This window comes from Streptomyces sp. ME02-8801-2C (assembly GCF_033793965.1).
Classification (GTDB): Bacteria; Actinomycetota; Actinomycetes; order Streptomycetales; family Streptomycetaceae; genus Streptomyces.
The window spans coordinates 471,238-493,263 of record NZ_JARAXP010000004.1 but is presented as its reverse complement, the minus strand read 5'-3'; the positions used below and the strand labels follow the sequence as shown (position 1 = coordinate 493,263).

21 protein-coding genes and 2 pseudogenes are annotated in these 22,026 nt (G+C 69.0%); 6 read left to right on the top strand and 17 right to left on the bottom strand.

All coding sequences use genetic code 11. The annotated features are described in order from the left end of the window. Nucleotides 1-515: 515 nt before the first annotated feature. Complete coding sequence (locus PV396_RS15505) at nucleotides 516-3,431, top strand: DNRLRE domain-containing protein (RefSeq protein WP_319205547.1); 2,916 nt, start codon at nucleotides 516-518, stop codon at nucleotides 3,429-3,431. Nucleotides 3,432-3,514: 83 nt separating this feature from the next. Here the strand turns inward: PV396_RS15505 and PV396_RS15500 are convergent, their stop codons facing one another. After that, the gene (locus PV396_RS15500) at nucleotides 3,515-3,946 is read right to left on the bottom strand and encodes a hypothetical protein (RefSeq protein WP_319204888.1); all 432 of its coding nucleotides are present in this window, start codon (nucleotides 3,944-3,946) and stop codon (nucleotides 3,515-3,517) included. 176 nt (nucleotides 3,947-4,122) lie between these two features. Between PV396_RS15500 and PV396_RS15495 the strand changes: the two are divergent. Then, nucleotides 4,123-5,060, top strand: a pseudogene (locus PV396_RS15495) (helix-turn-helix domain-containing protein). Here PV396_RS15495 and PV396_RS15490 read toward each other — a convergent pair. From PV396_RS15490 to PV396_RS15465, 6 genes are all read right to left on the bottom strand, one after another. Continuing rightward, nucleotides 5,026-6,276 carry a hypothetical protein gene (locus PV396_RS15490; RefSeq protein ID WP_319204886.1) on the bottom strand — a complete coding sequence of 417 codons (1,251 nt, stop codon included), beginning with the start codon at nucleotides 6,274-6,276 and terminating at the stop codon, nucleotides 5,026-5,028. The pseudogene PV396_RS15495 and the gene PV396_RS15490 sit on opposite strands and share 35 nt — an antisense overlap. 566 nt (nucleotides 6,277-6,842) lie before the next feature. Beyond that, entirely contained in the window at nucleotides 6,843-7,181 is a 339-nt protein-coding gene (locus PV396_RS15485; protein WP_104780727.1) for a helix-turn-helix domain-containing protein, read from the bottom strand. Continuing rightward, on the bottom strand, nucleotides 7,178-7,555 hold the full coding sequence (locus tag PV396_RS15480; RefSeq protein WP_319204882.1) for a type II toxin-antitoxin system RelE/ParE family toxin: 378 nt from the start codon (nucleotides 7,553-7,555) through the stop codon (nucleotides 7,178-7,180). Before PV396_RS15480 ends, PV396_RS15485 begins: the two co-directional genes overlap by 4 nt. A gap of 192 nt (nucleotides 7,556-7,747) precedes the next feature. Then, nucleotides 7,748-9,052: a replication-associated recombination protein A gene (locus PV396_RS15475; RefSeq protein WP_319204880.1), complete on the bottom strand. Its 1,305-nt coding sequence runs from the start codon at nucleotides 9,050-9,052 to the stop codon at nucleotides 7,748-7,750. 100 nt (nucleotides 9,053-9,152) lie between these two features. Then, nucleotides 9,153-9,521 carry an MmcQ/YjbR family DNA-binding protein gene (locus PV396_RS15470; RefSeq protein ID WP_319204878.1) on the bottom strand — a complete coding sequence of 123 codons (369 nt, stop codon included), beginning with the start codon at nucleotides 9,519-9,521 and terminating at the stop codon, nucleotides 9,153-9,155. Next, nucleotides 9,518-9,913 carry an MmcQ/YjbR family DNA-binding protein gene (locus PV396_RS15465; protein ID WP_319204876.1) on the bottom strand — a complete coding sequence of 132 codons (396 nt, stop codon included), beginning with the start codon at nucleotides 9,911-9,913 and terminating at the stop codon, nucleotides 9,518-9,520. The genes PV396_RS15470 and PV396_RS15465 overlap by 4 nt, the downstream gene beginning before the upstream one ends. Before the next feature lie 232 nt (nucleotides 9,914-10,145). Here PV396_RS15465 and PV396_RS15460 point away from each other — a divergent pair, with 232 nt between their 5' ends. Then, nucleotides 10,146-10,991, top strand: a complete 846-nt coding sequence (locus PV396_RS15460; protein ID WP_319204874.1) for an AraC family transcriptional regulator — start codon at nucleotides 10,146-10,148, stop codon at nucleotides 10,989-10,991. Nucleotides 10,992-11,017: 26 nt separating this feature from the next. Here PV396_RS15460 and PV396_RS15455 read toward each other — a convergent pair whose 3' ends face one another. The 9 genes and pseudogenes from PV396_RS15455 to PV396_RS15415 form a co-directional block, all read right to left on the bottom strand. Next, nucleotides 11,018-11,365 carry a cyclophilin-like fold protein gene (locus PV396_RS15455; protein ID WP_319205545.1) on the bottom strand — a complete coding sequence of 116 codons (348 nt, stop codon included), beginning with the start codon at nucleotides 11,363-11,365 and terminating at the stop codon, nucleotides 11,018-11,020. Next, nucleotides 11,349-11,576 (bottom strand): annotated as a pseudogene (locus PV396_RS15450) (alpha/beta hydrolase); the annotation flags it as partial. The pseudogene PV396_RS15450 and the gene PV396_RS15455, both read right to left, overlap by 17 nt. A gap of 101 nt (nucleotides 11,577-11,677) precedes the next feature. Continuing rightward, on the bottom strand, nucleotides 11,678-12,700 hold the full coding sequence (locus tag PV396_RS15445) for an alcohol dehydrogenase catalytic domain-containing protein (RefSeq protein ID WP_319204872.1): 1,023 nt from the start codon (nucleotides 12,698-12,700) through the stop codon (nucleotides 11,678-11,680). 56 nt (nucleotides 12,701-12,756) lie between these two features. Beyond that, the gene (locus PV396_RS15440) at nucleotides 12,757-14,193 is read right to left on the bottom strand and encodes a carboxylesterase family protein (protein ID WP_319204870.1); all 1,437 of its coding nucleotides are present in this window, start codon (nucleotides 14,191-14,193) and stop codon (nucleotides 12,757-12,759) included. A gap of 1,189 nt (nucleotides 14,194-15,382) precedes the next feature. Further along, entirely contained in the window at nucleotides 15,383-16,009 is a 627-nt protein-coding gene (locus tag PV396_RS15435) for a CoA transferase subunit B (protein ID WP_319204868.1), read from the bottom strand. Next, on the bottom strand, nucleotides 16,006-16,764 hold the full coding sequence (locus PV396_RS15430; RefSeq protein ID WP_319204866.1) for a CoA transferase subunit A: 759 nt from the start codon (nucleotides 16,762-16,764) through the stop codon (nucleotides 16,006-16,008). The genes PV396_RS15435 and PV396_RS15430 overlap by 4 nt, the downstream gene beginning before the upstream one ends. A 166-nt stretch (nucleotides 16,765-16,930) precedes the next feature. Next, complete coding sequence (locus PV396_RS15425) at nucleotides 16,931-17,782, bottom strand: fumarylacetoacetate hydrolase family protein (RefSeq protein WP_319204864.1); 852 nt, start codon at nucleotides 17,780-17,782, stop codon at nucleotides 16,931-16,933. Next, on the bottom strand, nucleotides 17,779-18,219 hold the full coding sequence (locus PV396_RS15420) for a nuclear transport factor 2 family protein (protein ID WP_319204862.1): 441 nt from the start codon (nucleotides 18,217-18,219) through the stop codon (nucleotides 17,779-17,781). Before PV396_RS15420 ends, PV396_RS15425 begins: the two co-directional genes overlap by 4 nt. Further along, entirely contained in the window at nucleotides 18,213-18,812 is a 600-nt protein-coding gene (locus PV396_RS15415; protein WP_319204860.1) for a VOC family protein, read from the bottom strand. Before PV396_RS15415 ends, PV396_RS15420 begins: the two co-directional genes overlap by 7 nt. A 766-nt stretch (nucleotides 18,813-19,578) precedes the next feature. Here PV396_RS15415 and PV396_RS15410 point away from each other — a divergent pair. Next, nucleotides 19,579-19,932 carry a helix-turn-helix domain-containing protein gene (locus PV396_RS15410; protein WP_319204858.1) on the top strand — a complete coding sequence of 118 codons (354 nt, stop codon included), beginning with the start codon at nucleotides 19,579-19,581 and terminating at the stop codon, nucleotides 19,930-19,932. A 131-nt stretch (nucleotides 19,933-20,063) separates the two neighbouring features. Here PV396_RS15410 and PV396_RS15405 read toward each other — a convergent pair whose 3' ends face one another. Next, a complete protein-coding gene (locus tag PV396_RS15405) occupies nucleotides 20,064-20,750 on the bottom strand; it encodes a helix-turn-helix domain-containing protein (protein WP_319204856.1) in 687 nt (228 codons plus the stop codon). Nucleotides 20,751-20,839: 89 nt separating this feature from the next. Between PV396_RS15405 and PV396_RS15400 the strand changes: the two genes are divergently transcribed. Further along, nucleotides 20,840-21,595, top strand: coding sequence for an SDR family NAD(P)-dependent oxidoreductase (locus PV396_RS15400; RefSeq protein WP_319204854.1), 756 nt, complete (start codon nucleotides 20,840-20,842; stop codon nucleotides 21,593-21,595). 54 nt (nucleotides 21,596-21,649) lie between these two features. Continuing rightward, nucleotides 21,650-21,787, top strand: a complete 138-nt coding sequence (locus tag PV396_RS15395; RefSeq protein ID WP_319204852.1) for a hypothetical protein — start codon at nucleotides 21,650-21,652, stop codon at nucleotides 21,785-21,787. The last annotated feature ends 239 nt before the right edge of the window (nucleotides 21,788-22,026 follow it).

The window sequence follows — 22,026 nt, the reverse complement described above, 5'->3', positions numbered from 1 at the left end:
TCAGGGGCAAATCGAACGTAATACTCCATCAAATCACCCGAATACCGATGCCTTCACAAGGCATCAGATTCTGACGCGACGACACATAACAGCTTCATAAATCCTTAAAAAATGGACGTTGCATGACCTTCGTGTGATCGTGTGCGCGCCTATGCCCCGTGGTCTGCGCCACGGGGCTGTCTGTGCTGTCCGAAATCCTCTGGTTCCTACGGGAGTAGACCGCCGTGCCAGCGCCGCCTCGTCTTCTCAGCCCATTCGTGCGCACGCGCGCACGGCTGAGCCTCACTCTCGGCCTTGTCCTGGCCGCACTCACCGCCGCGCTCCTGCCCTGGTGGCAGCCGAGCGGGCCCACGACCGCCGACGGCGGCACGCCCGCCACCGATGCCCGGCAGGCGTCGACCGGTCCGCGCGACGAGGCCGCTGCCGCGGCCGAGGCCAGGCGGACCGGGAAGAAGGTGCTCGTCGACACGGCGACCACCGAGAACCAGCTCATCTGGGCACTGCCGAACGGCAAGATGCGCACCCAGATCGACGCCCAGCCGCAGCGTGCGAAGAACGCCCAGGGCAAGTGGGCCCCGATCGACACCACGCTGCGCCGGACGAAGGGTGCCGGTTCGCTGAGCATCCGTCCGGTGAACGCGGTCGTGCCGGTGCGTTTCGCCGGCGGTACCCGGTCCGCGGACCGCGCCGACCGTTCGTACGTCCGCTCCCCGCTGGCCGGCGAGACCGTCCTCGCCGAGGTCGACCTGAACGGCCACACCGTCGCGTACACCTGGCCGGACACCCTGCCCGAGCCGGTGCTCGACGGCCCGCGCGCCCTCTACCCCGAGGTGTTCCCGGGTGTCGACCTGCTGCTGGTCGTGCGCGCCGAGGGCGGCTTCGGCCAGCTCCTCATCGTCAAGGACGAACAGGCCGCGCGGAACAAGGACCTCGCGACCGTCTCGTACGGGCTGCGTTCGAAGACGGCCGTGTTCCGGCAGGACACGAAGGCCAACCGGATCCGGGTCCTCGGCAAGGACGGCAAGGAGGCCGGCAGCATCCCGACCCCGTTCGCCTGGGACTCGGCCGGCCGCGACCCCGAGCTGCCCCCGGGCGCGCCGCAGCGCACCTCCGTGACCACCACGGCCGACGTGCTGAAGCTGTCGGGCCTGACGGGCATCGAGCCGGGCGCGAAGTCCGCCCAGCTCCCCGTCGTCCTCGACGGTGACGGCACCGGCTCCGCGACGCTGAACCTGGACGTCGCGGCCACGGGCCTGTTCACCGACAAGGACACGCGGTTCCCGGTCTTCATCGACCCGCCGCTCAACAGCGACTGGCTGGCCTGGACCGTGGCGTACAAGAAGTACCCGAACTCCAGCTTCTGGAACGGCACGAACTTCTCCTCCGGCACCTCCGACGCCCGCGTGGGTTACGAGAGCGACACCGGCGGTCTGGCCCGCTCCTTCTGGCGGATGAGGTTCTCCACCAGCTACGAGGGCGCCAAGTTCGACTGGGCCACCTTCAAGATCGTGAACAACCACTCCTGGTCCTGCACCGACCGTCAGATGGAGTTCTGGCTGACGGGCGGCATCTCCTCGGGTACGACGTGGAACGCGCAGCCGAGCTGGTCGAGGGTGCTGCAGAAGAAGTCCTTCGCGCACGGCTGGTCCTCGTCGTGCCCGGACGCGTGGGAGTCCTTCAACGTGACCTCGGCGGCCCAGGAGGCCGCGGACAAGGGCTGGGCGAACCTCACCCTCGGCATGCGGGCCACGTCCGAGACCGACACCCAGACCTGGCGCAAGTTCGCCGCGACCGGTGCCCGGATCGAAGGCGAGTTCAACCGCCCGCCGAACCAGCCGACCTCCGGCACCTCCTCGCCGGGCGGTGCGTGCGTGGCGGGCCCGACCGCCAGCGCGCTGATCGGCCGTACGACCATCACGCTGAAGGCCAAGGGCTCCGACCTGGACGGCGCTCCGCCGAAGCTGCGCTTCCGCTTCTGGAAGGACGGCAGCACCACCAAGAAGGAGTACGTCGCCACCGCGGACAGCACCGGGTACGGCAAGATGGTCATCGAGGCGACGGACCCGCTGCTCAGCAGCATCACCACGAACACCCTCTACAAGTGGGACGTGCGCTCCGAGGACTCCACGTACCCGGCCGCGGGCTCCACCTCGACCTTCTACCCGGCCGGCACCGAGCCGTGCCAGATGACCGTCGACCCGACCGCCCCGCCGCAGCCGGACATCACCAGCACGGTGTTCACCGAGTCCACTCCGGACGGCAAGACCTGGGCGCAGGTGAACTTCGGCAAGCCCGGTGACTTCACCTTCACCGCAGCCGGTGCGTCGAAGTTCCGGTACGCCTTCGAAAGTCAGGGCTACGTCGACGCGCCGACCCCGGTCAACGGCAAGGTCACCATCACCGGTGTCACCCCGCCGCACGCGGGACCGGTGACGATCAACGTCTACGCCTACGACGCCAACGGCAACCAGAGCATCCGCGGCGACTACGGCTTCTACCTGCCGCCTCGTGACACCGCCGACGGCCCGATGGACACGGGCGGCGACAACATCGCCGACCTGCTCGTCCTCTACGCGGACGGCAGGCTGAAGAACTGTGTCGGCGCCCCCGCCGACCCGGCCGTCCCCGGCACCGGCGGTGAGTTGTACAACTGCCTCGCCGCGTCCTACGTCACCGCCGGCAAGAAGATCGACCCGGCGAACCACTGGATCGACGCCGCCGGCACTCCGTCGCTGATCGCGCACTACAACGACGCCTACCCGGGCGACGGGTCGACCGACCTGTTCGCCGTCACCCCGGACAAGCAGTTCTGGCTCTACCCGGGCGACGGCTACGGCACCTACAACGTCGACCAGCGCATGAAGATCCGGCTGCCGTCCAACGCCCCGGCGCCGTCCACGTGGACGCAGATGAAGGCGATCGGCGACATCACGGGTGACAAGCACCCGGACATCGCCCTGCGCGCGGGCACCGCGTTCTGGATCCTCTCCGGCTACACCGGCGGCAGCTTCCAGTCCGCCACGCTCATGGAGGGCACCGCCTGGGCCACCACCGCTCGCGACATCGTCAACATCGCGGACATGAACAAGGACAACACGCCCGACCTGCTGTGGCGGAACGTGTCCAACGGCAACATGTACGTCCGCCACGGCAAGCCCGGCCCGGTCGCCGGCAGCGTCGACCTGGAGTCGATCAAGCTCGCGGCCAACTCGGTCAACGGTGACGTGCCGTTCGGCACCAACTGGACCGCGACCAACATCACCGCCGCGATCGGCATCCCCGACGTCAACAAGGACGGGGTGCCCGACATCTGGGCCCGAGACGGCGCCACCGGCACCATGAAGCTGTACAACCCGTCCACCACCAACACCAACGCCCCGGTCAAGACGGTCCTGTCCACCGACTGGAGCACTGTCAAGGCCTTCGGCTGATCCCGCCCGCCCGCTGACGACACCGAGCCCCCGGCGCCACCCGCGCCGGGGGCTCACCCCATGTCATCGGCCGTCCAGGTCGGTCAGTCCTCACTCGCTGTCAGCTTCTCCAGCGCGGCGACCAGCTCGGCACGCCGCTGGTCGGACGTGTTCTTCTGCTCCTGCGATGTCCAGGCGAGCGCGAACCGGTCGACCTGCCGCCAGTCGCCACCGGCCGTTTTCATTTCCTTGACCCGGTTCGCGGCGACTGCCGGCGTCCCGTACTCGTAGATCGAGACGGTGTAGGTGGCAATGAGCTGGACGCAGTCGTTCTTGTGCGGCTCTTTGCCGGCAGCCTCGTTGGAGCACAACCTGGTGTTGTCGGTCTGGTCGCCGAGGTCGACGACGCCGGTCGCGTCGGCAAGTTCGGCCGCGACTTCTTCGGCGGTGAGGCGCTCGGGCTCGTCGTTGCTGGAGCAGGCGGTAAGTGCGAGCGCGGTGATCGCTATTGCGGTGACGGTGTGGCGGTGGCGCATGTTCTCCCCAGGAACGCGATGGTTGCGGAGGAATCATGCCGCACCCGGGACAGGATTGGTTTCCGGGCATGCCTGATCCGGTACTGCCGCGCCTCGCGACAGTCGTTGCCCGCCCCGGCCCACGGCTCGGTGGCCGCGCGAGCAGGGCAAAACGGGCGGTAGGCTGCGGACACGTGATGGTCAACAGACGACAGCCCGAACGGGACCGTGTCCCCCTGTACGGCTTCCAGCCCCCGGTCGGCACGCCCTTCGGCCTCGAGGTGACCACCGTCGAAGCCTTCTTCGCCCAGCACGACGACTGGCCGTGGAACCCGCCGGTCCCGGGCCGGGCCACGTTCCACTACCTCATCGCGGTCACCGAGGGCGAGTTGTCGCACGACGTCGACCACGTCACGCGGACCGCGGCCCCCGGACAGTGGCTGTGGGTGCGCCCCGGGCACACGCAGTGCTGGCACCCGCCGGGCTCCGCAGGCGGCCCGTTCATCCTGTTCGAACCGGAGGTGCTGCGGCCCGACATCGCCCGCCTCCTGGCCCCGCTCACCGCGCACGACGCCCCGCCCCTGCTCACCCCACACCCCGACGACGCAGCATGGCTGCAGCAGACCGCGCTCCAACTCCTGGACGAACACCGCGCGTTGGGCCGCCGCCCGCTGGACTCCCACCACGCGCTGCGGCGCAGCCTGCTCGAAGCCCTGCTCCTGCGCCTCGCCTACTCGCCGGGCGTCCCCCGGGCCACTCCCCCCGCTGCTCCCGACACACCTACAGGCGGTTCCTGGACACCCTGGAACTGCACTTCCGCGAGAAGCACCGGGCCTCGGAGTACGCCGAACTCCTGGGCTGTTCCGTACGCACCCTCAGCCGCGCCACCCAGCAGGCGACCGACAAGGGGGTACGCGACCTCATCGACGAACGACGCCTCCTCGAAGCGCGTCGCCTCCTTGGCACCGCCGGCTGGAGCGCCCGCGCGGTGGCCGCGCATCTCGGCTTCGGTGACACCTCCAACTTCGGCCGCTTCTTCCGCCGCCACACCGGCCTCGCCCCCGCCGCCTACGCGGCCCGCGAGGTGACGGACCGTCCGGTCACGGACGGCTCCGGCGGGCCGAGGGCCTGTTGAGCACATCGCGCAGGTAGCGGCTGGTCACACTGTCCGCGCTGTGGGCGACCTGTTCCGGGGTGCCGGTGGCGACAATGCGCCCGCCGTCGACGCCGCCGCCGGGCCCGAGGTCCACGACGTGGTCGGCGTTGGCGATCATTTCGAGGTCGTGCTCGATGAAGACGACAGTGGCGCCGTGGTCGACCAGACGTTCCAGGACGGTGAGCAGGACGCGCACGTCGAGGGGGTGCAGCCCGACGCTGGGTTCGTCCAGGACGAACAGGGCGTCGTGCTGGTCGCGGTCGAGTTCGGAGGCGAGCTTGAGTCGCTGAGTCTCACCGCCCGACAGGGCCGGAGTGGCTTCGCCGAGCGTGAGATATCCGAGCCCGAGGTCCTGCAGAATCTGCAGGCGGGAGCGGACCTTCTTCAGGTCGCCGACGTGCTCGACGGCCTGGGCGACGGTACAGGCGAGCAGCTCAGGCAGGGTCGGTCCGGGCTCGTCGTCACTCCCCTGCGGGGTACGGCGGATCGCGTCGGCCTCGGGGGCATAGCGGCGCCCCTCGCAGTCGGGGCAGACGATGTCCACGTCGGGCAGGAACTGGACGTCGAGTTCGATATGGCCGGTTCCCTCGCAGGTGGGGCAGCGCAGGCTGCCGGTGTTGTACGAGAAGTCGCCCGCCTTCAGGCCCCGGTCCCTGGCGGCCGGGGTGGCGGCGTACGCACGGCGCAGATCGTCGAGGACACCGCTGTACGTGGCCACCGTGGAGCGGACGTTGATGCCGATCGGGGAGGCGTCGACGACGTTGACGCGGGTGATGCCGTCGGCGATCAACTCACGTACGTGTGAAGGGAGTTCAGCGCCTGCCGCGTGGGCCTTCAGGGCCGGGACGAGGCTTTCCAGTACGAGGGTGGTCTTGCCCGAGCCGGAGGCGCCGCTGACGGCGGTGAGCCGTCCGCGAGGGATGTCGAGGTCCAGGGCGTGCACGGTGTGCAGCGGGGCCGTCCTCACCTGGATGCGGCCCGTCTTGAAGACGTCGTCCGCGTCGGGGCGGGCGCGCACGAGGATGTCCTCGCGGCCGGTGAGGAATCCACCGATGCGGGAGTTCTTGTCACCGCCGATGCCGGCCAGGGTGCCTTCGGCGATGACGGTGCCGCCGTCGCGCCCGGAGCCGGGCCCGATCTCGATGAACCAGTCGGCCTGGCGCAGGACCTGGGTGTCGTGGTCGACGACGACCACCGAGTTGCCGTCGGCGAGCAGGCTGCGGATGACATCGAGCAGCCCGTCGACGTTGGCGGGGTGCAGGCCGATCGAGGGCTCGTCCAGGATGTACAGGACGCCTGTGGTGCGGTTGCGGACGGCGCGGGACAGTGCGACGCGTTAAATGAACGTTTCCGCAGGTCAGGTGCCTGCCGAAGTGGGGCGGGTGGGACTCGAACCCACGGCCGACGGATTATGAGTCCTTTGAGGATCTTGGCGGTCCTTGCCGATCATTGCCGATTCACGCCGTTCTTGCAGGTCAGACGCGCCGATCCGTGTCAGCCCTGTGCAGTGCCTGTCTGCCTGTTCCTGTCCTGGTGGCCCCCCGATGGCCCCTGGCAGTCGACGAGTTGGACACTTGCCACAGCAGCAGCCGCGTCCACCCAGTTCAGCCAAGGGGCTGGAACCCTTCGCGCAGCGGAGTCCCTTACCGACGCGATGATGCTCCATCCCAGGCCACCGGGGTGGAGCATCGTCCCTGACCTCACTGGTCGATCCCGCCCACCGGACCGCGCATCGAGCTGGGTAGCGGCGCGTCGATCGGGTCAGCCGAGGACGTAGCTCTCATCACCGAAGTCAGCGACGATCTTCAGCTTGCCGCCGAGCGCCTTGACGTACGCGGCGAGGGTGTCGACCTCGCTGCGCTCCAACTGACCCTTCTCGATGCGCGAGACGCGGGCCTGGGTGACACCCATGGCTTCGGCGACCTGCACCTGTGTGGTGTGCTGCCGCTTCCGCAACTCGGCGAGGCGGTGCACACGAGAGGCCAGGACCATCGCCTGCGCCCCCTTCTGGATCTGGTCCTTTTCGGCATCGGTGAAGGCGAAATCCTCGGCCAGATCTCCCCAGGAGACGGCCTGCGGGTCCTTGAGGTGATCAGTCATCGTGCCCCGTCCTCTCCATCGATTCGCTTCAGATGCTCCGCGTACGCCTGCTCCGCCTGGGGCACCGCCACGCGGTACCAGCCGGACCAGTTGCCTGCCGTGTCACCGCCGACCAGGATCACAGCCTGGCGGTCCGGGTCGAACACGAACAGCAACCGCACTTCCGTGGCCCCTGCCGAGCCGGGGCGGAGCTCCTTAAGGTTCGACAGCACCGAGCCCTTGATCGTGTCCACCAGAGGCCGGCCCAGCGCGGACCCTTCCTCCTGAAGGGCAGCGACAGCCTGGCTGACCTGAATCAGGGTGTCGCGGTCAGTACGGCGCAGGCCGTGAAGCCACGAAAGAGCCGGCTCAACCACGACGATCTTCCACGTCACGCATGAGCCCCATCTGCAATTATTACGCTTGCAGCATACACCACTGACGTCATAACGGGAGGGACGCGGTTCTCGCAGTCACCTGCGTGCTCGACGACACGCCACGACGGCAGGAGTCGTCCCCGACATTTGGCCGGGCAGTGCTGCAGTCCGACGCGAGGGCCCTCGCGGAGACGTCGCGGGCGCGGCCGGTCAGCCGCGTTGCCGGCGGGCGCGCAGCGCCGCCCAGTGGCGCAGGCGCTCGGTGATCTGGGCTTCGTAGCCGTTGCGGGTGGGCTGGTAGTACGTCTCGCGGTCCATGTCGTCGGGGAAGTAGTCGTCACCGGAGAAGCCGTCGGCTGTGTCCGGGTCGTACCGGTAGTCCTTGCCGTAGCCGAGGTCTTTCATCAGCCGGGTCGGGGCGTTGAGGATGTGGGCGGGTGGCATGAGTGAACCGGTGTGCCGAGCTGATCGGTGTGCGGCGTTGAAGCCGCGGTAGACGGCGATGGACTTGGGGGCGGTGGCGAGGTGGACGACGGCCTGGGCGATCGCCAACTCACCCTCGGGGGAGCCGAGTCGCTCGTACACGTCCCAGGCGGCGAGGGCCTGCTGGACGGCGTGCGGGTCGGCCATGCCGATGTCCTCGTTCGCGAAGCGGACCAGGCGGCGGGCTACGAACAGCGGGTCCTCGCCGCCGTCGAGCATGCGGGCGAGCCAGTACAGGGCTGCGTCCGGGTCGGAGCCGCGCATCGACTTGTGCAGCGCGGAGATCAGGTTGTAGTGGCCCTCCTGCGCCTTGTCGTACAGCGGGGCCCGCTGCTGGATGTGATGGGCGAGCCCGGCGGTGTCCAGGGTGGTTTCGGTGTCCGGGAGGGCTTGGAGCTGTTCGGCCATGTTGAGGAGGTAGCGGCCGTCTCCGTCGGCCATGGCGATCAGCGCGCGGCGGGCGTCCTCGTCCAGGGGCAGAGGGTGACCGGTGAGCTGCTCGGCGCGGTCGAGGAGCGTGGACAGTGCGGCTTCGTCGAGGCGTTTGAGGACGAGGACCTGGGTGCGGGAGAGGAGGGCTCCGTTGAGTTCGAAGCTCGGGTTCTCCGTGGTGGCGCCGATCAGGGTGACGGTGCCGTCCTCGACGTAGGGCAGGAAGCTGTCCTGCTGGGCGCGGTTGAAGCGGTGGATCTCGTCGACGAACAGCAGGGTGCCCTGGCCGATGCCGCGTCGGCTTCGTGCGGTGGTGAAGACCTTGCGCAGGTCGGCCACGCCGGAGAAGGTGGCCGACACCGGTTCGAAGGCCAGGTCGCCGGCGTTCGCGAGGAGGCGGGCGATGGTCGTTTTCCCGACGCCGGGCGGGCCCCACAGGATGGCGGAGCTGAGGCGTTGCTGGGCGACCATGCGGCCCAGCGGGGCGTCCGGGGCAAGGAGGTGGTCCTGCCCGACGACCTCTTCCAGCTGGGTGGGGCGCAGGCGGTCGGCGAGGGGCCGGGCGGGCTCCTCGCCGAAGAGCGGCAGGGTCGGTTCCATCGGTCTCTCGGGTCGGAAGCGGACGTATCAGGACGCGGTGAGTGGTGCACGGGGCGCTGACAGGCGTCGGCTCAGCCTCTCGCGGGGAAGCTCGCTGCGCTCATCGGGCACTGGGCCGGTCGCGTCGCGGCAGCCGCTCGGCGACCAGGTCGTAGGAATCCTCGACCGCGTCTGCGATCAGCCGCTCGGTGATGCCGGGTCCCGGCCCCAGCGAGATCCAGTGGCGTTTGTCGAGGTAGCGGCCCGGGATGATCGAGGCGAAACCGCGCTCCAGTGCCCGCGCGTGCTCAGGTTCGCACTTGACCGTGATGATCTGTTCGTCCGGGTCGTCGGTGACGATCAGGAACACCCTGCCCGCGACCTTGTACACGTCGAGTCCCGGGGTGAAGGGGTAGCCGTGGCTGACGTCGGCCAGGGCCAGGGCCGCGCGGCGGGCGGTGTCCTGGAGCCGGTCACCTGCCGTGCTCACCTGGCCTTCCGCGTGCCGGTGCCGTAGGTGTGCGGGTCGACGGGCTGCTCGGCCTTGGGCAGGTGGGCGACGACGAGCCGGTAGGAGTCGGTGACGAGCTCCCGGACGAGCTCCTCGTCGACGCCTTCTCCGCTCTCCAGGGTGATCCAGTGCTTCTTGTTCATGTGGTAGCCGGGGGTGATGTGGCTGTACTGCTCCCGCAGGGCGTGGGCCTCGCCGGGGTCCGCCTTGAGGATCACGACGGGCCGCCCCGGGACTTCGGTCATCAGAAGGAACACCTTGCCGCGTACCTTGAAGACCTCCCAGTCAGGGCCGAAGGGATGTTCCAGCTCGGCTCCGGGGAGTTCCTCCGCGCAGTCGGCGGCGGTCGTGTGCAGGGTTGATCCGTTCATGGGTGGTGTGCCTCCTGGGGTGGTGACGGACTGTGGCATCGAAGGAAGCGGAGGGCGCGCCGCGCGGGCGGTGGCACGTCCCATCCTTGCGTCGAAACCGACGACAAGGGCTGTAGGCTGCGGACACGTGATGGTCGACAAGCGACACTCCGGGCCGGGCAGACAGGCCGGACCAGTTGCGGTTCCGCTGTACGGTTTCCAGCCCCCGGTCGGTACTCCGTACGGCCTTGAGGTGAGTACCGTCGAGGACTTCTTTGCCCAGCACGACGACTGGCCGTGGAATCCGCCTCGCCCGGGCCGTGCCACCTTCCACTACCTCATCGGGGTCACCGAGGGTGAGCTGCGGCACGACGTCGACCATGTCACGCGGACCGTCGCGCCCGGCCAGTGGCTGTGGGTGCGTCCCGGGCACGCGCAGTGCTGGCATCCGCCCGGCGCGGCCCGCGGCCCGTTCATCCTGTTCGAACCGGACGTGCTGCGGCCCGACCTCGCCCGCCTCCTGGCACCGCTCACCGCGCACGAGGCCCCCGCCGTGCTCAGCCCACACCCCGACGACACCGCCTGGCTCCAGCAGACGGCACTCCAACTTCTGGACGAACACCGCGCGCTGGGGCGCCGCCCCCTCGACATCCACCACGCCCTGCGCCGCAGCCTGCTCGAATCGCTGCTGCTGCGCCTGGCCAACTCCCCGGGCATCGCCCCCATCGGCACGGCCACGGCAGGCACTGGCCGTGCCGACCGGTACGGGTGCTTCCTGGACGCCTTGGAGCTGCACTTTCGCGAGCTGCACCAAGCCGCCGACTACGCCGAACTCCTCGGCTGCTCGGTCCGCACCCTCAGCCGCGCCACCCGGGACTCCACCGGCAAGCGGGTACGTGAACTCATCGACGAGCGGCGCCTGTTGGAAGCCCGGCGCCTGCTGGGAGGTGCCCGGTGGGATGCCCGGACCGTGGCCGTCCACCTCGGCTTCACCGATCCCGCGAACTTCGGCCGCTTCTTCCGCGACCGCACCGGCCTCACCCCGGCCGCCTACGCAGCCGGTGAGGCTGCGACCGGCCCCCCTCTTCTCCCTCGTTGACAATGTGAGCGGTGACCGGCCGAGTCTCAGTCGGCTGCCTCGACGGTGACGTCGACCGCGCCGTCGTACTTCTGCAAGGCACCGGCCCCCGAGTCGATTTCGCCGAGGACGATGATGCCGGGGGCCGGGATAAACTCGCCGTCTTGGTCGTAGAAGATGGCGATGTCGGGACCGGGTGACCAGTAGGCGATGTTGCCGATCTCGTAGCTGGACCGCGGCTCGCCGCCCGCGGCGAGAGACCGGGGCAGGTGAGCGTACTTCTCACGCTTGAACAGGTCGTTCATCGGCAGCGTCAGCGGAAGCAATGCGGCAAAGTCGCGTGCCGTCGGATTGTCGTCGAGGGTTGCGTGGAGGACGGCCCCTCCGGCAGTCAGTCGGCAACGCGGTCCCCGCCGCGAGGCCGCCGCCGTCGCTGACTCCGGTGACCATGATCCGCTCGGGGTCGATCCCGAGCTCGGCCGCGTCCTTCGCCATCCACACCAGCCCCGCGTAGCAGTCCTCGACCGGTGCGGGATCGGGGTGATCCGGCGCCAGTCGGTACTCGACCGACACGACGACCGCACTCCCATCGATCACATGGGGAAGGCTCCTTCGGAACCGACGGGAGCGGCGACGCTCATCGCCGGGCTGAGGCACCCACCACGCACGGTGTGTGCGATGACCTTGTCGCGTCCCGCGATCAGGTTTCAGTCGTCCAGGACGACGACATGCTTGCCCGGAGTCCCGCCGGATTCGAGGTCGGCCTGGGCGTCGCGGACCTGTTCCAGGCCGTGGTAGGTCTTCGCGACCGGGACGTTGAGACGTCCGGCGGCGATGGCCTGGAGCTGGTGGGCGAGGACGTCGGCCGGGAGGTCGGCGGCCTGACCGCTGTAGGAGGTCAGCCCCACCCCGCCCGGGATCATGAACGGGCTGAAGTCGGGGATCGTCCACTGGCCCGCCAGGGCTCCGGTGAAGCAGACCGTGCCGTGGCGGCGGACGGCGTTGAGGGTGTCGGGGAGGGCCGAGCAGCCGACCAGTTCCAGGGCGGCGTCGACGCCGTCCGGGATCAGCTCGCGCACCTGGTCGGCGAGGATGCCGTTGTCGACGAGGGGGTGGTCGACGCCTGCGGCCCTCAGTTCCCCTGACCTCGCCGCGGTGCGGGTGGTGGACAGCACGGTCGCTCCCAGATCCTTCGCGATCGTGGCCGCGCTCAGCCCGACCGTGGAGGTGCCGCCGCGGATCAGCAACGTCTGCCCGGCCTTGAGGTCCAGGCCGGTGGTCAGCGATCCGTAGGCGGTCTGGAACATCTCCGGCAGCGCACCGACGACCTCCCACGGCAGGCCGGTCTCGAACGGGATGACCTGTGCCGCGGGGACGGTCACGTACTGGGCGTAGGCACCGTCGTACGAGCGGCCCATGCCGCCCATCATCGTGGCCACCTGCTGTCCCGGCCGCAGCTCGCTGTCCTCGTCGGCCTCGTCGACCACGCCGACGCCCTCGATGCCGGGTACACGCGGGTAGGTGACCTCCGCGTCCGACTCGCCTCTGCGGGTGGTGACTTCGGACTCGTTGACGCCGAACGCCTTCACCCTGATCCGCACCCAGCCGGGCTTGCGTACGGGCACCGGCACATCCTTGATCTCCAGTGCGTCGAGGCCGCCGGGCCGGGTGACGACGACGGCCCGCATCGTCGCCGGTGCGGCGTCGCCGGCTGCTGTTGGTTGACTCATGTCGAGCAACTCACTCCCTGTTGTCCCCTGCGCTGTTCCGTATCGCCCGCCGGCCGTCAGGGGCGGTCGATGCCTTCCCACAGGTCGAGGACCTGCTGGTAGTGGGCGGTGCCCTCGAAGGGAGAGTTGCCGACGGTTTCCGAGGTGGGCTTGTCCGTGACCGCGGGCCACAGACGGGAGTGCTCGCCGGTGGCGAAGTCGAGCACGATGTCGCGGATACGGGTGTCCCGCTCGGCCTGCTCGGGGCTGCGGCCCGGCTTTTCCTGACCGACCAGGGCGTACATCTCGGTGCCGTGCACGGCGGGCGCGCCCTCGGCGGGCCCGATCAGGAGGAGGTGGGCGTTGCCGCCGGCGGCGGCGTGGGCCAGGGCGCCGCGGGCGGCGGGAATCGCGAAGAGGTAGTCCGCCATGACCGCGGCGCGGACCTCGGCCGGGGTACGGCCGCCCTGGTCGTAGGCGTCGACGATCTTCTGCGCGCGGGAGCGGGAAATACGCCACCCCGCGACCTCGTCGACGACGCGGTCGACGGTGCCCGGGTCGAACCGGTCGAGGTCGTTCGCCACCCACCAGCCCATGTCGTCGCTGGCCATGCTCAGCAGGATGTCGACGTCGCGGTGCGCGCCCGAGGCGAGGACGTCCATGGGGTGGGCGTGCACCACCGCGCCGGGCTGCCCGAGGTCCAGGACGACGCCGGTGGCCTTGTTGTCCACCCCGCCGCGGACTCCGAGGTCCGTCGGGGCGACCTTGCGCAGGGCGTCCCGCAGCGAGAGCGGGTCGAGGTCCAGCAGCTTCTCCGGGTTGTCCGCGACGCCGAGTTCGGTGACGAACAAGTGCGCGAGCTCCTCGGCCCACCAGGCCGGGATGGAGCAGGCGGGCCCGCCGGAGAATCCGGCCAGGCGCCGGTACAGGCCGTCCGCGGAGGAGGCGCCGAGCAGACCGAAGGTGGAGTAGGCGCCGGCGCTGTGGCCGTAGACCGTGACCTGGTCGGGGTCGCCGCCGAAGTGAGCGATGTTCCGCCGGACCCAGGTGAGCGCGGCGATGATGTCCTGGAGGAAGAGGTTGCTGGCCTCGGCGAGCTTCCCGCCGTACTGCGAGAGCGAGAGCGGGCCCAGGGCGCCGAGCCGGTAGTTGACGGACACGCCCACCACGCGTCCCGTCGCGGCGAGACCGGCGGCGTTCGAGGTGATCTGGGTGTTCGCGCCGTACTCGAATCCGCCGCCGTGGATGTACACGGTCACCGGGAGCGCCTTGTCGGCCGGCCGCTCGGGGGCCCACACGTTCAGGTTCAGGCAGTCCTCACCCATCCCGCTGTCCGCTTCGAGCCAGTCGCCGCTGTCGGGCTGGATCGCAACGACGCCCTTCCGGTCGTACGGGAGACTCGGATCGAAGTCCGCGACCACGGGGCGGCGGTACCGCTCGGCGGTGGCGTAGGGGATCCCCCACCAGGACCGCACCCCTGGTGCGGTCGGAGCCTTGGGCACGATCTCGGTCATGGCGTGAGATTCCTTCCGGTGGGTTCGGGTGCTTCGCGCGGCGTGTCGGCGGCTGATCGCTCGCGGTGGCGCTCCCCAAGCATTCTCTGGACTCCGGTAAATCGCCGGGCGGACAGCGGTCACCTGATGGTCATCAGGCGACACCTGTCTGCTCGTCCTCTTCTCCTGGCCCGTCGCCAAGCAGGCGAGGGCGACCTGAGACCCTGCCGTCAGCGGGTCCCCTGACTCGACACGCCGACTTGCCCAGGTAAGCCGGTGCAGCTCGCGGGCCCGCGCATGCCCGCTGATCATGCTGCTGCATCGGACGGTGATCTTCCTGGCCTCGCCAGGGATGGAGTCGGCTACAGAAGGCGTCGGGTGTGGTGTGACATGACGGGGGAGGGCTTCGTCGATCTTCTGAGGTTCGTTCTCGGGGGCCGTACCTGCCCTAGAAACAGTGCAGGGTCGGGCGTCACACCGGCCTGACGGCCGAACCGCAGGGCTCTACCCAAGAGGGGCGAGTAACCCGTCCTGGCGGTTTCCTCTTGGGGCAGTTTCCCCACCCCTGGACGTCATCGCAGATGGACCACAGCGGGGCGACAGTGTCTGCACAGCGCGATGGCGGCCCTGCCGCACAACCGGCTAATGGGACAACGAACCGCCCCGTAGACACCGTCGACCGGACACGACCGCGCCGTCCCGGCCCCTGTACGGCCCCTGGGGCTTGGCATCGCCCCTCAGAGCAGTCGCCCGAACGACGACCGGTAACCGCGAGCACCTACTCCGCCGCAGGTCAGATGGGTTGGAGCTCCCCCGACCGCACCGGACTCCAAACCCCACGAGCAGCGGATTCGGTCCGTTCAGGCAAAGTTGACGGCCCGGCACCCAAAAAGGAACGTTTCCGCAGGTCAGAAGCCTGCACAAGTGGGGCGGGTGGGACTCGAACCCACAGCCGACGGATTATGAGTCCTTTGGGGATCTTGGCGGCCCTTGCCGATCAACGCCGATCCGTGACGTTCTTGCAGGTCAGATGGGGTGAACCGTGTCGACGCTCCCCTACCTTTGTCGGTCTGTTCCTATCCTTGTGTCCCCAACGCGTCCCCAACGGGTCCAGAATGGACGACTTCACGGGGCGCAAGGCCGATCCCGCCAGCTCGGAGACCGGTCCTGAACCCACCCGCAGCGGATTGCCCTTCCGAGTCGCCCGCCCTCACAGCAGGGGCGCTCCTGTCGCTGCGCGGACCTGGGTTTCCGTTACTCCCGGCGCGATCTCCTTCAGGGCGAGTCCGTCGGGGGTCACGTCGATGACCGCGAGATCGGTGATGATCTGCTGGACCACGCCACGGCCGGTCAGCGGCAGGGTGCACTCGGGAAGGATCTTCGGAGAGCCGTCCTTGGCGACGTGCTCCATGAGCACGATGACCCGCCGGGCTCCGTGGACGAGGTCCATGGCGCCGCCCATGCCCTTGACCAGCTTGCCGGGGACGGCCCAGTTGGCCAGGTCGCCGTTCTGCGCGACCTGCATGGCGCCCAGGACCGCAACGTCGAGATGACCGCCGCGGATCATTCCGAAGGACAGTGCCGAGTCGAAGAACGAGGCGCCCGGCAGCGTGGTGACGGTCTCCTTGCCCGCGTTGATCAGGTCCGGGTCGACCTCGGCGGCGGACGGGTACGGGCCGGTGCCGAGGATGCCGTTCTCGCTGTGCAGCACGACGCGGACACCGGCGGGCACGTGCTGAGGGATGAGCGTCGGCAGGCCGATGCCGAGATTGACGTACTGGCCGTCGCGGAGCTCCACGGCTGCGCGGGCGGCCATCTGGTGACGGGTCAGACTCATGCCGCCGCTCCCGGGTCGCTGACGGTGCGTTTCTCGATGCGCTTCTCCACTCCGGGGGCGTGCACGACGTATTGCACGAATACTCCTGGGAGATGGATGTCGTCCGGCGCGATCTCGCCCGGCTCGACTAGTTCCTCGACCTCCGCGATCGTGATCAGACCCGCCATGGCACACAGCGGGTTGAAGTTCCGCGCGGACTTGTCGAACACGAGGTTGCCGTGCCGGTCGCCCTTGGCAGCGGCGACGAGGGCGAAGTCGGTGACGATGGCCTCCTCCAGCACGTGGGGCCGTCCTGCGAACTCCCGGGTCTCCTTGGCGGGTGAGGCCACCATGACGGTGCCGTCGGGGGCGTAGCGCCACGGCAGGCCGCCCTCGGCGATCTGGGTGCCGACCCCGGCGGGGGTGTAGAACGCCGGGATGCCGCAACCGCCGGCGCGCAGCCGCTCGGCGAGCGAACCCTGCGGGCACAGCTCGACTTCGAGTTCGCCCGACAGGTACTGGCGGGCGAACTCCTTGTTCTCCCCCACGTACGAGCTGGTGGCGCGGGCGATCCGGTGGTCGGCCAGCAGGGGGCCCAGTCCCCAGTCGTCGACGCCGCAGTTGTTGGACACGACCTGAAGGTCGCTGACGCCGGTGCGTTGCACGGCGGCGATGAGTGTCGTGGGTATGCCGCAGAGTCCGAAGCCGCCCACGGCGATGCTGGCCCCGTCTGTGATGCCGGCGACCGCGTCGTCGGCCGTGATCACTTTGTCCATGGTCGTGCGTCTTTCGTTTGTTGACCTCTGGAGACGACGCCGGCCGTACGACCGGCGTCGAAGAAGGTGCGTGGAGCGACCGGGATGCCGGGCGCCGTCAGTCCCGGCCCGGGTGACGGGTCGGGACTGACGGCGCCCCTGGCGACGTCCGGTCCGATGCGGACGTTTATGCGGACACCACGTTGTTGCGCAGTCGGCCGATCCCTTCGATCTCGACCTCTACGACGTCGCCCGGCCGCAGGTACGTGCCGGAGACGAACCCCACGCCGGCGGGAGTGCCGGTGAGGATCACGTCGCCGACTTCGAGGGGCGCGGAGGCGGAGATGGCCGCGATGATCTCGGGCACGGAGAACAGCATGTTCCGGGTGTTGCTGTCCTGACGCAGTTCGCCGTTGACCCGGGTGGTGACGCGCAAGGAGAGCGACTGAGGGAATTCCTCGATCGTGACCAAGGCGGGCCCTATCGGTTTGAAGGCGGGAAAGCTCTTGCTGCGCAGGATGCCCGAGGGATCGCTGAGGGCGCCGCCGGTCATCGCGGCGAACTGCACGTCGCGGGCGGAGACGTCGTTGGCGACGGTCAGCCCCGCGACGTGGCTCCACGCCTGTGAAGCGGGGATGTCCTGGCCCGGCTTGCCGATGACGACGGCGAGTTCGGCTTCATAGTCGACGTGATCGGGCGCCTCGGCCGGCAGGATGATGCTCGAGTGCGCGCCGACCACCATGTCGCCGCCGATGGAGCCGAACATTACCGAACTCGGCAGGGCCAGCCCCGCCTCCTCTGCGTGGTCCCTGTAGTTCAGCCCTACGAGCACCACTTTCCCCGGGGTGCCCACGGGGGGCAGCAGCCTGGTCTCCTCGGCCTGGAGAGGGAGCCTTCTGCGGACCGGCGCCGTCCGCGCCAGGCCGATGTCGTCTCTGAGCAGGGATCCGGCATCAGGGTGAGGAAGATCGAGTACCAGGAGCTCGTCGCCCTCACCCCGGGCCAGCCCGTACTGGGTGCGGTAGAGACGCAAGGTCACGCACTTCCCGCGAGGATGGTCGTCGTCCTGCGCGACAGGCGCCACACCTGCTGCTCGTCGCGTACGAATCGGTCCGTCAGCCGCGAAACCGCCCGCGGGGACGTCCTGTCCGTGCCGAGGTGGAACAACTGGATGAGCGTCTCCGCCTTGGCCACGTCGGGGGTCAGGAGCCGGAACAGGGGCTCCCCGGGCAGGTGCAGGCGCCTGACGCCGTCGGTCTCCCGCTGGGCCAGGGCGGCGCGGAGCGCGTCGCCGAAGATGACGGTGTCGCCGAGGATCAATTCCCCGTCGTCGGTGAACAGTTCCAGCGCCTTGGTGGCCTGGCCGCTGTCGACCAGCTGCAACGACGTGGTGACGATGTCCAGGCAGGCGGTGCGCGCCTTCAGGAAGTCGGCGTCGGACTCCTGGCCGACCACCAGGGCCTGCGCGGTCACCATGTCGGGGTCACCAGTGCGGCCTGGGACTCGCCGGCCCTCAGCCTTGCGAGCATCTCGTCCGGGTCGAAGGGCACGCCGACGGGGTTCCTCCGGAAGGAGTCCGACTCCATGAACGCGGTGCCCTCGTCCGCCGTGTCGAAGTTGTCGATCTGCAGCTCGATGTTGTTGCCGTCCGGGTCGGCGTAGTACAGCGAGGTGGTCGTCCCGTGGTTGATCACGGTGACGGGCTTGATCCCGTTCTCCGTGAGCCGCTCGTAGTTCTCGAGCAGATCGAGCAGCGACGCGTAGGTGAAGGCGATGTGCATCAGGCCGTGCGGCGGCAGGGTGGACAGGTCGGCCGGAAGCTCGGCCGTGCTCTTGCCCGAGCCCGCGAGTTCCTCAGCGCCGTCACCGCCGTGCTCCGCCGCCAGCCTGGCGATCCCGTCCGGGTCGGTCAGCGCGATCCGGTGGTGTTCGTCGTCGTACGTGAGGAACGCCAGAGCCGGGTTCTCGTGGACGACCCGCGCCTGCAGTACATCGAGGTACCAGTCCCGCATCTGCGGCAGCTGCCGCGTCCACAAGACCACGTGCGCCAGCTTCTCCGGTGAGGCCATGGCCTTCTCCTTGTCCGTCGGTTCTTGCCATGACTGCGCTCGCGCAGGTCATGGCGGGGCCGGGCAGGGTCGTGACTTCGGGACCACCCGACCCCAATGGGCACTTGGCGTACCGGGAAAACCTGCGAGGGGCAGCAACCCAGTCGCCCTGTTAATAGAAGTCACTACGACTCTCACTGTCACTTCGTAAAAACTAGTGACGTGTGCAAACCTAGCTGCGAGTTCACGGATGTGCAAGCGGCCTCATTCGGCATGGTCCAACCGCGCGCAGTCGGCGCACGCGCGGTCCCGCGCCGTTCCGCCATGGAGTGCATGGAAGCCGGGGCGGGCCGAAGCCGCGAAGAATGGTCGGCGCAGGCGCCTGACGACCGGCGCCTGCGTGCGTGCCGCGGCCGTTCACCAAAGCCGTGGACACCTGGCATGCGTACTGCCGGGCCGGGGGGTACTCATCGATGTCAAGGCGGGGCGTGGCGAGCCGCGGGGGGATCAGGGTGACGGCGCGGCGCAGCAGTGCCACTGGCTTTGCACGGAAACCGTGTTGGACTGCGACGGGGCGAGGTCGCACAGGCCGGCGCGGGCGATCCCGATGCACTGCAGTCCCTGGCCGGGCGGCTGGCGAAAAGTGCGCCCAGGCGATCGGCAGCGACGGACCCGCCAGGGCTGGCTCGGCAGTTCACTTTCCCGGCGGGCCGGCCGCAAGCGAGGACCAGAACTACGGAAATAGTAGTCGATAGGGGATGACGAGTGGCTCGGGTAGTCTGGGGACATGCGAGAGAAGCAGATCCCGGCCCGAGAGGACGAACGGTCCTGCAGCGTTGCCCTGACCCGTGCTTTCGAGTTCCTCGGTAAACGCTGGAACGGCATCCTCCTGGCGACCCTGATGGACGGGGGGCCGGCGGGCTATGCCGAGCTGAGGCGTGCAGTCACTGGGATCAGCGACTCGGTGTTGTCCGACCGCCTCAGCCAGCTGGGCGCCGCGGGCCTGATTGAACGCGTCATCGATGGAGGCCCTCCGATCTCGGTCACCTACCAGCTGACGCCCAGAGGGCATGCACTGCTGCCCGCCCTGCAGGAGCTCAGCGCCTGGGCAGAGAAGAATCTCGACACCGCGGACAACTGACAAGAGGTCCGTGTTCACCCTGCTCGGTCTGATGACCAGCGTGATCACGACCACTTGCCCGCCTCCAGCACGCCTGCCTGATGAGTGAGGCCTTTCCGGGCGCCGGACCATTTGGTTCGGCGCCTGACGGCTTACGGCGTGCTGGTGAGTTTGCTCATCACCTCGGCGAGCTGCTGTGCGGTCAGTGGGGCGGCGGGGAGGGGGTGGGCAGCTTGGGTGCGCAGGCCGTCGAGCGTGAAGGCGATGCCGCGGCGCCAGAGGTCGGGGGCGTGGCCCCTTGCGGCGCGAGCCAGTAGGGAATTGGTGCCGAAGAGGAACAGCAGGTCCTCGTGTGCGAAGTCGGGGCGCAGGGCGCCGGCCTGCTGGGCACGTTCGATGATGCGCGCGGCTGCGGCGTTGGTGCTCTCGCAGACCGCCATCAGGCGTAGGGCATTGGGGTAGCGGCCGATGACCACGTCCCTGATGGCGGCGTCGGTGATCTGCAGTTCGCAGACCGTCTCGATGTAGTACGCGAACCCAGCCCAGGCGTCCTCGTGGGCGAGTGCGCGCTCGGCTGCTTCGCCCAGGCGGGCGGCAGCAAGGTCTGCGACCACGTCGTCGATGAGCGCCTCGCGGGAGCCGAAGAGGTTGTAGAGGGTGCCGTGACTTACGCCGGCGCGGCGGGCGATCTCCTTCAGCGGAGCGTCCAGGCCGCGCTCGTTGAAGAGCTCGGCCGCTGCTGCGCGCAGCTTTTCCGCGTTGCGTTGCGCGTCGGCCCGCATCCGGCGTTCCTCCTCCTGGTCGTGTGCCCGGCCCATGGTCTCATTCGCCCACCCCACGGAACTTGACCATAGGGTCAACTTCCATGCTAAGGTCCGGGGCGCAAGTTGACCAGAGGGTCAACATATCTAAGGCAAGGAGCAGTTCCATGTCCAAAGTGATCGCCGTGTTCGGCGCCGGTACTGGGCTCGGAGCGTCCGTCGCCCGCCGCTTCGGCCGCGAAGGTTTCCGCGTCGCCCTGGTCGCCCGGCGCAAGCAACGGCTGGAGACCCTCGTCGCGCAACTCGCCGACGAGGGCATCGCGGCGGTCGCGTTCCCCGCCGATCTTTCCGAGCCAGCGGAGGTTCCGGCCCTGGTCGAGGCCATCCGGGACCGCTTCGGCCGCATCGACGTCGTCGAGTACGGGCCGTTCGGTGGCACCCAGTCCTTCGTCCCGGCTGTCGCCCTGGACGCGGCCACGCTGGAGAACCTCTCCAAACTGTTCCTGCTCACCCCGGTGGAAGTGTTCCACGCCGTACTGCCGGAGATGCGCGAACGCGGTGACGGTGCAGTCCTGATGACCACCGGCTACTCGGCGGTGCAGCCGATGGCACACCTCAGCGGTCCGGGCCCGGTGATGTCCGCCGCCCGCAACTACCTCTACTCCCTCAATGCCGAACTCGCCGACACCGGCGTCTACGCCGGCACTCTCACCATCGCCGCCCTGATCGCAGGCAGCGAGAGCGCCGCGACCTCCACGGCCCCGGCCGATGCGCCGGCGGACGCGGACGTGGCCGGCCCGGCGATCCCCACTGTGCATCCGGACCAACTCGCCGAGCACTACTGGGACATGTACACGCGCCGCGACCGCGTCGAGCTGGCCCATCCCGTGGAACTCACTCCGCAGGCGAGTGCCGCTGCGTAACGCGTCTGCACGCGCTCCGCATCCCCTGGCCGTTCGTTCCGTCTCGGCCTTCTCATGGCCGAGTACCGCAAGCTCGCTCCAGGGCCGGAGTTGCACGGGCAGCGCGCGGGCCACGGAGGTACGCTCCGCCAGCTCCGTGCGCAGGATCTGGTCATCGGCCGCGGTCTGACGCAGGGCGCCGACGACGGCTAGGACGTCGGTCTTCAGCTCGGCGATTTCTCAGCGTCAGCGGCCGGCAGTTCCTGAGCTTCCGGAGTTGCCGGGGAAGCCGATTCTCACTGTCCGACGTCGGGCCGCGGGCGCAAGCCCGGTCGTACGTTCTGCGGATCCGGGTCGTGCTGAGGGAGTGCGTTGCGGGTCATCTGCGCCTCTACATCGAGCGCGACGGCAGTCGGCGCCCCGAGGGAGTACCCATGCCCCAGGCTCAGTGC

Bases quoted from the DNA above. Each gene is read 5' to 3' on its own strand.
- PV396_RS15505 (WP_319205547.1), top strand. From the start codon at position 516: ATGCGCACCCAGATCGACGCCCAGCCGCAGCGTGCGAAGAACGCCCAG.
- PV396_RS15500 (WP_319204888.1), bottom strand. From the start codon at position 3,946: ATGCGCCACCGCCACACCGTCACCGCAATAGCGATCACCGCGCTCGCA.
- PV396_RS15485 (WP_104780727.1), bottom strand. From the start codon at position 7,181: ATGACTGATCACCTCAAGGACCCGCAGGCCGTCTCCTGGGGAGATCTG.
- PV396_RS15475 (WP_319204880.1), bottom strand. From the start codon at position 9,052: ATGGAACCGACCCTGCCGCTCTTCGGCGAGGAGCCCGCCCGGCCCCTC.
- PV396_RS15465 (WP_319204876.1), bottom strand. From the start codon at position 9,913: ATGAACGGATCAACCCTGCACACGACCGCCGCCGACTGCGCGGAGGAA.
- PV396_RS15445 (WP_319204872.1), bottom strand. From the start codon at position 12,700: ATGAGTCAACCAACAGCAGCCGGCGACGCCGCACCGGCGACGATGCGG.
- PV396_RS15440 (WP_319204870.1), bottom strand. From the start codon at position 14,193: ATGACCGAGATCGTGCCCAAGGCTCCGACCGCACCAGGGGTGCGGTCC.
- PV396_RS15435 (WP_319204868.1), bottom strand. From the start codon at position 16,009: ATGAGTCTGACCCGTCACCAGATGGCCGCCCGCGCAGCCGTGGAGCTC.
- PV396_RS15430 (WP_319204866.1), bottom strand. From the start codon at position 16,764: ATGGACAAAGTGATCACGGCCGACGACGCGGTCGCCGGCATCACAGAC.
- PV396_RS15420 (WP_319204862.1), bottom strand. From the start codon at position 18,219: ATGGTGACCGCGCAGGCCCTGGTGGTCGGCCAGGAGTCCGACGCCGAC.
- PV396_RS15415 (WP_319204860.1), bottom strand. From the start codon at position 18,812: ATGGCCTCACCGGAGAAGCTGGCGCACGTGGTCTTGTGGACGCGGCAG.
- PV396_RS15410 (WP_319204858.1), top strand. From the start codon at position 19,579: ATGCGAGAGAAGCAGATCCCGGCCCGAGAGGACGAACGGTCCTGCAGC.
- PV396_RS15400 (WP_319204854.1), top strand. From the start codon at position 20,840: ATGTCCAAAGTGATCGCCGTGTTCGGCGCCGGTACTGGGCTCGGAGCG.
- PV396_RS15395 (WP_319204852.1), top strand. From the start codon at position 21,650: ATGGCCGAGTACCGCAAGCTCGCTCCAGGGCCGGAGTTGCACGGGCAG.